This window comes from Candidatus Frankia nodulisporulans (assembly GCF_902806475.1).
GTDB classification, from domain to species: domain Bacteria; phylum Actinomycetota; class Actinomycetes; order Frankiales; family Frankiaceae; genus Frankia; species Frankia umida.
In genome coordinates this window covers 1-8044 of record NZ_CADCWS010000197.1, presented here as the reverse complement: position 1 = coordinate 8044, position 8044 = coordinate 1, and the positions used below count along the sequence as shown (strand labels likewise).

General features: G+C 70.2%; 6 protein-coding genes, 1 pseudogene and 2 riboswitches. Of the genes and pseudogenes, 6 read left to right on the top strand and 1 reads right to left on the bottom strand.

Annotated features, from left to right (window positions below):
* Positions 1 to 29 precede the first annotated feature (29 nt).
* Complete coding sequence (locus G6R24_RS15790) at positions 30 to 815, bottom strand: DedA family protein (protein ID WP_225438595.1); 786 nt, start codon at positions 813 to 815, stop codon at positions 30 to 32.
* A 387-nt stretch (positions 816 to 1202) separates the two neighbouring features.
* Between G6R24_RS15790 and fbaA the strand changes: the two genes are divergently transcribed.
* The 6 genes and pseudogenes from fbaA to G6R24_RS15760 all read left to right on the top strand — a co-directional run.
* Positions 1203 to 2240, top strand: coding sequence for a class II fructose-bisphosphate aldolase (gene fbaA / locus G6R24_RS15785; protein ID WP_163550008.1), 1038 nt, complete (start codon positions 1203 to 1205; stop codon positions 2238 to 2240).
* A 907-nt stretch (positions 2241 to 3147) separates the two neighbouring features.
* Positions 3148 to 3378, top strand: a riboswitch (cyclic di-AMP (ydaO/yuaA leader).
* A gap of 7 nt (positions 3379 to 3385) precedes the next feature.
* Positions 3386 to 4066: a transglycosylase family protein gene (locus G6R24_RS15780; RefSeq protein WP_163550007.1), complete on the top strand. Its 681-nt coding sequence runs from the start codon at positions 3386 to 3388 to the stop codon at positions 4064 to 4066.
* A 508-nt stretch (positions 4067 to 4574) separates the two neighbouring features.
* A riboswitch (cyclic di-AMP (ydaO/yuaA leader) is annotated at positions 4575 to 4719 on the top strand.
* 3 nt (positions 4720 to 4722) lie between these two features.
* Entirely contained in the window at positions 4723 to 5451 is a 729-nt protein-coding gene (locus G6R24_RS15775) for a transglycosylase family protein (RefSeq protein ID WP_163550006.1), read from the top strand.
* Between the two features lie 42 nt (positions 5452 to 5493).
* Positions 5494 to 5964, top strand: a complete 471-nt coding sequence (locus tag G6R24_RS15770; RefSeq protein WP_225438594.1) for a DUF3151 domain-containing protein — start codon at positions 5494 to 5496, stop codon at positions 5962 to 5964.
* A 102-nt stretch (positions 5965 to 6066) separates the two neighbouring features.
* The gene (locus G6R24_RS15765; protein WP_163550005.1) at positions 6067 to 7350 is read left to right on the top strand and encodes an adenylosuccinate synthase; all 1284 of its coding nucleotides are present in this window, start codon (positions 6067 to 6069) and stop codon (positions 7348 to 7350) included.
* Positions 7351 to 7570: 220 nt separating this feature from the next.
* A pseudogene (locus G6R24_RS15760) lies at positions 7571 to 8044 on the top strand (hypothetical protein); the annotation flags it as partial.

Sequence of the window (8044 nt, the reverse complement as noted above, 5' to 3'; positions counted from 1 at the left end):
AACGGTGGCGAACCACGTTTCGGCCCTGGCTACCTTCTCTCCTCTGTGTGCGGCGCGTCGACTGTGTGCGGCGCGTCGACTGTGTGCGGCGCGTCGACTGTCCGCGGCGCGTCGACTGTCCGCGGCGCGTCGACTGTCCGCGGCGCGTCGACCACGGCCACCCCCGTCGACGGCACCTCGACGATCACCGGCTCGTCCACCGCCGAGTCGGTCCGCACAGCATCCGCCCGCGTCGCGGTCGCCACCACTGGATCTGTGCTCGCGGCTGGATCCGTGCTCGCGGCGCGGCGTCGGCCCGCGCGTCGGCGCAGCAGCTCACCGCCGAGCCCGGCCAGCACCGAGACCAGCACGACCACCCCGGCCATCGGGCCCGCCGCGTCCCGCAGCCCCGGAATGTCCGCCGCCAGATACCCGAGCACGATCAGGCCGCTGCCCCACACCAGCGCACCGGCGACGGCGGCGGCCAGGAACCGGTGCCACGGCATCGCCACCGCGCCGGCCAGCACGGGTGCGAAGGTCCGGGCCCAGGGCACGAACCGGGCCACGATCAGCGTCACGGCGCCGAACCGGCGATAGAAGTCGTCCGTCCGAGCCAGGGCTGTTCCGTGCCGCCGTTCCAGATAGGGCCGACCCAGCCGGGCCCCGGTGTAATAGCCCGCCACGGCACCGGCGCTGGCGGCGACCGCGACCCCGCCGGACAGGGCATAGATGGAGACATCGGCGCCGCCGTCGGCGGCGACCAGACCGGCGGCGAACAGAATGGTGTCGCCGGGCAGCCAGAAACCGACCAGCACACCACTCTCAACAAAGATCATCGCAAAAACGACGGCGTACAGGGTCGTCCCGGACAGGTGACCGACATCCACCCGTCCAGTGTGCCGGCAATCCACCGCGGACAGTCCGACGCGGAGCCCTTGGTCGCCGTGGTGGACCACATCCCGCGCTGTCCCAGGCCGTTCGGACGGCACCGCTTCGCCCGGACGGCGTGGCTTCGCCCGGACGCGCCATGTTCGGACGCGGCCGACCGGCGTCGGCGCAACTGTGCCGCGACGTCCACCGCATCCGGCCACCCGAACGACGCGCGTCGTCATACCCTTCGCCCACCAACAGTCGCGCGGGTGCGCTTGCGCCCGATCGGGCCGGCCCGTGCCGCCTTTTATGGCTGATCGGCGCCCCGACAGCTTCGACAAGGAGCCCCACCGATGCCCATCGCCACGCCAGAGATCTACGCCGAGATGCTCGACCGTGCGAAGTCCGAGGCCTTCGCCTACCCCGCGATCAACGTTTCGTCGTCGCAGACCCTGAACGCCGCCCTGCGCGGCTTCGCCGAAGCCGGCAGCGACGGCATCATCCAGGTGTCCACCGGCGGCGCCGAGTACCTGTCCGGTTCCACGGTGAAGAACATGGTGCTCGGCGCCGAGGCGCTGGCCGAGTTCGCCCACCATGTCGCGAAGGCCTACCCGGTCAACATCGCGCTGCACACCGACCACTGCCCGGCGGACAAACTGGACACCTACATCCGGCCGCTGATCGCGATCTCCCGCGAGCGGGTGGCGGCCGGTCGCGACCCGCTGTTCCAGTCGCACATGTGGGACGGCTCCGCGGTCGAGCTCGAGGAGAACCTCAAGCTCGCCGAGGAACTGCTCGCGGACGCGACCGCCGCCCGGATCGTCCTCGAGGTCGAGATCGGGGTGGTCGGCGGTGAGGAGGACGGTGTCGTCGGCGCGATCGACGAGAAACTTTACACCACCCCCGGTGACATGTGGCGGACCGCCGAGGTTCTTGGCTCGGGTGACAAGGGTCGCTACCTGCTCGCCGCGACATTCGGCAACGTCCATGGCGTCTACAAGCCCGGCAACGTGAAGCTGCGCCCCACGATTCTTCGGGACGGCCAGGACCACGTCGCACAGAAGCTGGGCCTTGCGGCTGGCTCCAAGCCGTTCGACCTTGTCTTCCACGGTGGTAGCGGTTCGGACCTCAGCGAGATCCGGGAGACGCTGGACTACGGCGTCGTCAAGATGAACGTGGACACCGACACCCAGTACGCATTCACCCGCCCCATTGTGGACCACGCCTTCAAGAACTACGACGGTGTCCTCAAGGTGGACAGCGAGGTCGGCGTAAAGAAGGCCTACGACCCACGAACCTACGGAAAGCTCGCCGAAGCGGGCATGGCCGCCCGAGTCGCCCAGGCCTGTGAGGACCTGCGCTCCACCGGCCGTTCGCTCGGGAAGGCCTGACCCAGACAGGAAGGCCCGACGAACCAGCCGGGCTCCATCCATCCGGGGCGGGACGACCCCGGGCGGGAGAAACAGTCCCGCAGCGGAGTCACCGCCCAGAACCGCCGGTCCCCCAGTTGCCGCTCGCGACTGGGGGACCACTGCGTTGCGGCACCGTCCTCTCGGTCGCGGAACCGTCATCTCGCCACATCGCGGGCACCGCCACCGCGGTCCATCGCGGCCAGACGGTTCCGCCCAAAGCCTCCGGCCGTGCCGGATAGGCATGACGGCGCCATAGCCGACCCATGGGGCGCGGACCACCCGCCCACCTACCAGCCGAACGCCACGACTTCTCTACGCAGCGTCAGATCCGTGGCGGTGGGGCCGCCCGGCCGCGGTCCCGGACAGGCGACATGGACCGGACATCCCACCCGTCAGAGTCCGCAATCCGCCCCGAATCTGCCACCCAGAGACACGATCACTTTACGTTGCGAGACCAAATCACAGCCATGTAACAAGCCGGTTGCAGACCATTGCGTATCTCACAGCTGCCCACGCATCGACCAGCATCGGCGTATTGCCACGTCGAACCCCATCAAGGCAGAATCTGCACACAAAGCCATCAGTCGGATACGGCCGCACATCGTGGCGCGTCGGCGACCAGGTGACGCGTTCGACATAAATCATTACGCTCCGCCCATCGTGCCCCATCGGCAAACAGCGTGAGCAGGCGCGCACAAAACGGCCATTCGAAGATGTCGCCAGGTTGATGAGCGGGCGCGCACGCGCGTTACCAGCCAATGCACCCCATCACCAAGCAGCCACGCCGAGTGTGCTGTTGGTCACGCACCCTATTCAATGCTTGGCGACTCGCCGGACGGCGTGGTTATGGTCATCGCCGTGCCGAACGACAACGTGCGGCATTCGTCGGGCGGCACGCCGAATCCTGCCCCCGACCGGCGATTTCTCCGTCACCATGTGGCAGGAACGGGGGAACCATCTCCGAGCATCGAAAGGATTCGATGCTCTAGGGGTGAAGTCATGCGTCGCCAGACCGACCGTGGTTTCGGTCTGTGCGCATCCCAGGATGTCCCTGGCATGACCGGGCAGTTCCCAGCCCGAATCCGACAGCTCACCTCGCAGGCGTGGGGAAGGACTACACATACATGTCCGACGCACGTACCAGTGGCCGACAATGGAGCGCCGGCACCCGTATACGGGCGCGGGTTCTCATGGTTGCTCCAGTTCTCGCGGCGGCGGTCGGCGTCTCACTCGCCGTCGCCGGTCCAGCGCAGGCAGCGACCACATGGGAAGGACTGCGGCAGTGCGAGTCCGGCGGTAACTACACGACGAACACCGGCAACAGCTACTTCGGGGCGTACCAGTTCTCGGCCGGCACCTGGCGCAGCCTCGGCTACACCGGCCTGCCACACCAGGCCGCACCCGCGGTCCAGGACGAGGCCGCACTGCGCCTGGCCCAGCGTTCCGGCTTCGGGCAGTGGCCGGTCTGCGGCCGTGGCATGGGGACGGCGCAGCTCGCCGGCGGCTCCTCGTCCGGCGCGGCGGTGCAGGCGTCCCGCACCGCGCAGCGCGGCGCGCTGACCGTCGCCCCCGCGGCACTCTCGACGCCCTCGTACACCCGTACCCTCTCGACCGCGCTGGCCGGGCAGAACCGCGCCGACGTACGAGCCTGGCAGGCGCGGATGAGCCAGATCGGCTACCCGCTCGTCCCAGATGGTCATTTCGGCTCACGCTCCGCCGCTGCCGCCCGCGCGCTGCAGTCCGCCAGGGGTCTCGCCGCCGACGGTGTCGTCGGACCGGCGACCTGGCACGCCACCTTCGGCTGAGCCACCCGCCGCACCGCACTGAGCCGGACGCCACCCACAACGCGTCCTTGGACCGGTTGCGACGCCGCCATCCGGCACCATCCGCATCTGGTCCGACCCGCCCGGGGCATGGGGACACAAGCCCCGGGCGGCGCCAGCCGTCCCACCCCGGCCGCACAAGCCGGGCAGCGTGACGCCACGACCCGACCGGTCCCCCCGCACAGCCCGGACGATCTCCGGCGCGCGGGAGTCAACGGGGCCGGTCGGGCGCACCACCCCCCACCGGGGCACCCCGAGCACCGAGGTACTACCCGGCCAACCCTTCGGGTACACGGGGGCGACCCCTGAGGTGCACCGGTTTTCCACGATCGGGCGGCCCGTCCGGGCCACGCCTTGTGCGTGGGTCGCCCGGTTACCACGAACCACCCCGGTTTGCACGGCCTGGACCGGTATCGCTAGAGTGCCGCTCACTCGCCATCAGGCGATGCCGTCGGGACGGACGCCGAGTCCTGCCCACTGTCCAGGCGGCTGGCCGAGCGCACCGACATGGGCAGGAGTGGGGGAACCACTACCGGGCGTCTCCGGACGTCCTTGGGGTTAAGTCGGCTCACGCCGGCCGGGCCATCCCAGTCCGAACCCGACAGCTCACCCCGCAGGCGATACGGGATTGGACTGACATGCCGTCAGCACGGCGTGGAGGTAAGCACCGGGCAGCGCAGGCCCCCTCGGCTGCGACCCGTATCCTGCGCACGACCGGCGCGGTCACCGCCCTGGTGGGCAGCGGCCTCGCGGTCACCGCGGTCGGCGCCAGCCCGGCCGGGGCCGCCGCCGCTGACGACTTCGCCAAGCTCCGCCAGTGCGAGTCCGGCGGCAACTACGCGATCAACACGGGCAACGGCTTCACCGGCGCCTACCAGTTCGATGATCAGACCTGGCACGGCCTGGGCTACTCCGGCCGCCCGTACCAGGCATCCCTGGCCACCCAGGACGAGGCCGCCGCCAAGCTTTACAACTCCCGCGGCTGGCAGCCGTGGCCGTCCTGCTCCCGCAAGATGGGGCTGGTCAACAACGGCCCGGCGAGCGTCGGCTCCGGCTCCGGTGATGTCATCGAGCAGGCCCTCACCCCGGCCGAACAGCCGATGACCCTCGACCGGGCCCGGCAGGAGATGGGCGACGGCTCGTTCAGCGGCACCGTCCTGAACGCCAGCTACGGCGGGGATGTCCGGCCCGACGCGTTCGTCTGGCAGGCCGCGATGCGCAACAAGGGCTTCGTGCTCACCGTCGACGGCAAGTTCGGCCCGCAGTCGCAGGGCATCGCCGCGCTGTACGGCTACCTGACCCGGACCAGCGACGGCCAGGCCGGTGTGGTCGGCGAGAACCTGTGGAACGTCACCGTCCGCTCCTGACCCGGTGCGGCACCGCACGACCGGGTGCGGCAGGATGAGGTCATGATGACCTCGTCGGATTCGGGCCACGGCAGCCACAGCGGCCATGGCGGCACCGCGGCCGGTCACAACCTGCTGTCCGGCCCGCCCCCCACGCGGTTGCCCTCGGACGTGGTCGCCACCGCTCCGCTGGCCGCCGGTGAGGATCCCAGCGTCGTCGCGGCGGCCACGCCGGAGCTGAGCGCCGCCTGGGCGGTTCTCGCCGAGCAGGCCTTCGCCGCGGGTCGCACGGTCGAGGCCTACGCCTACGCCCGCACCGGCTACCACCGGGGGCTGGACGCGCTGCGCCGCGCCGGCTGGCGGGGCATCGGTCCGATCCCCTGGTCCCACGAGCCCAACCGCGGTTTCCTGCGTGCGCTCGCCGTCCTCGGCCAGGCCGCCGCCGTCATCGGCGAGACGGCCGAGGCCGACCGTTGCCGCACCTTCCTCGCCGACAGCGACCCCACCGTCGCCGGCGTCCTCGGCCTGGTCTGAGGTCCGTCGGAGGCCTCCCGCGGAGCCGGTCCGTACGGTCGGACGCTGTCTGACCTGACACTTCGGCCACGCGCGGCGGTCATCCCTAGTAACCTCGCCCGAGTGCCCGCTCTCGTCCTCATCGGCGCCCAGTGGGGCGACGAGGGAAAAGGAAAGGCGACCGACCTGTTGGGCGGCGCCGTCGACTACGTCGTTCGCTACCAGGGTGGCAACAACGCCGGCCACACGGTGGTCATCGGGGCGGACAGCTACGCGCTGCATCTGATCCCCAGTGGCATCCTGCGTGCCGACTGCATCCCGGTGATCGGCAACGGGGTCGTCATCGACCCCGGCGTGCTGCTCACCGAGATGGACGGCCTCGCCGCCCGTGGGATCGACGTCTCCCGCCTGCTGATCAGCGCCAACGCGCATCTGATCATGCCGCATCACCGGGCGTTGGACCGAGTGATCGAGCGCTACCTCGGCAAGGCCCGGATCGGCACCACCGGTCGCGGCATCGGCCCGACCTACGGTGACAAGGTGGCCCGCACCGGCATCCGCGTGCAGGACCTGCTCGACCCGGGCATCTTCCGCAAGAAGCTCGAGCTCGTGCTGCGGGAGAAGAACCAGGTCCTCGTCAAAGTCTACAACCGGCGCCGGATCGAACTCGACGAGGTGTGCGACGAGTACGCCGAGTACGCCAAGCGCCTGGGCCCGCACATCGCCGACACCGGCCTCATCCTGGACACCGCCCTGCGCGAGGGCAAGGTCGTCCTGTTGGAGGGGTCCCAGGGCACCCTGCTCGACGTCGACCACGGCACGTACCCGTTCGTCACCTCGTCCAACCCGACCGCCGGCTACGCCGCCACCGGCGCCGGCATCGGCCCGACGAGGATCAACCGGGTGATCGGCATCATCAAGGCCTACACCACCCGGGTCGGCTCCGGCCCGTTCCCCACCGAACTGGACAACAAGGTCGGCGAGGAGCTGCGCCGCATCGGCGGCGAGTTCGGCGTCACCACCGGCCGGGCCCGGCGCACCGGCTGGTTCGACGCGGTGATCGCCCGGTACGCGGTCCGGGTCAACGGCCTGACCGACCTCTTCCTCACCAAGCTGGACGTGCTCTCCGGCTTCGACCGGGTGCCGATCTGCGTCGGCTACGACATCGGCGGCGAACGCGTCGACGAGATGCCGATGACCCAGACCGACTTCCACCATGCCAAGCCGATCTACACCGAGCTCCCCGGCTGGCACGAGGACCTCTCCGCCGTCCGCGACTTCGCCGATCTCCCCGCCAACGCCAAGGACTACATCCGCGCCTTGGAGGAGTTCTCCGGCGCCCCCGTGTCCGCGATCGGCGTCGGCCCCGGCCGCGACCAGACCCTCGTCATCAACGACCTGGTCTGACCGCACCTCATCCGCCCGCCCGTCCCGTCTGGTTCCGTCCCGGCCTTCACCCCGCCTCACCTCGCCCCGGCCCGGCCCGGCCGGCCCGTGTTCCGCCACGCCGCTCACTTGCGTAACGCAGAGTTACCAGTGACGCTAGTGCAGTCACGGACAGCGATAGTGGGGTGGGGTGAAGGCGGTGACCACAATCGGCTCGCGGTCATCGGGTGATGATCGCTCTGTGCCCGGCCAGGCGGCCCCGGTACCGTCCACGGCCCTCGTCCCCGCGGTGCGCCGCCGCTACCTGCACCGCGCCGACCCCACCGACTCGGATGCCTGGCCGGTCGGCTTCTCCCCCACCGGCGAAGCCCTGCCCGAGACCCTCACCGATGTCCTGCTCCGCGGCAGTCACGCCATCCGCAGTTCCAAGCGGGCCGAGGCCCAGCGACTCGAACGCGCCGCCGCCGTCGCGAACCACGTCGACGCCCAGCTCCGCGACTTCCTCGACTTCTGCGCCGCGGAGCACCTCGTCCCCCCCGTGACCGTCCGTGCCTACGGTGCCCGGCCACGCCGATCCACCACCCGACACCCCGTCCCCTCGCACCCCGATGCCAGCCTCGACCTCGGCAGCGGCATCGACCTCGGCGCCAGCCCAGGCCCCACCACCGGAATCGACCAGCTGCGCCGCCTCGACCATCTTGATCGCCTCGACCCC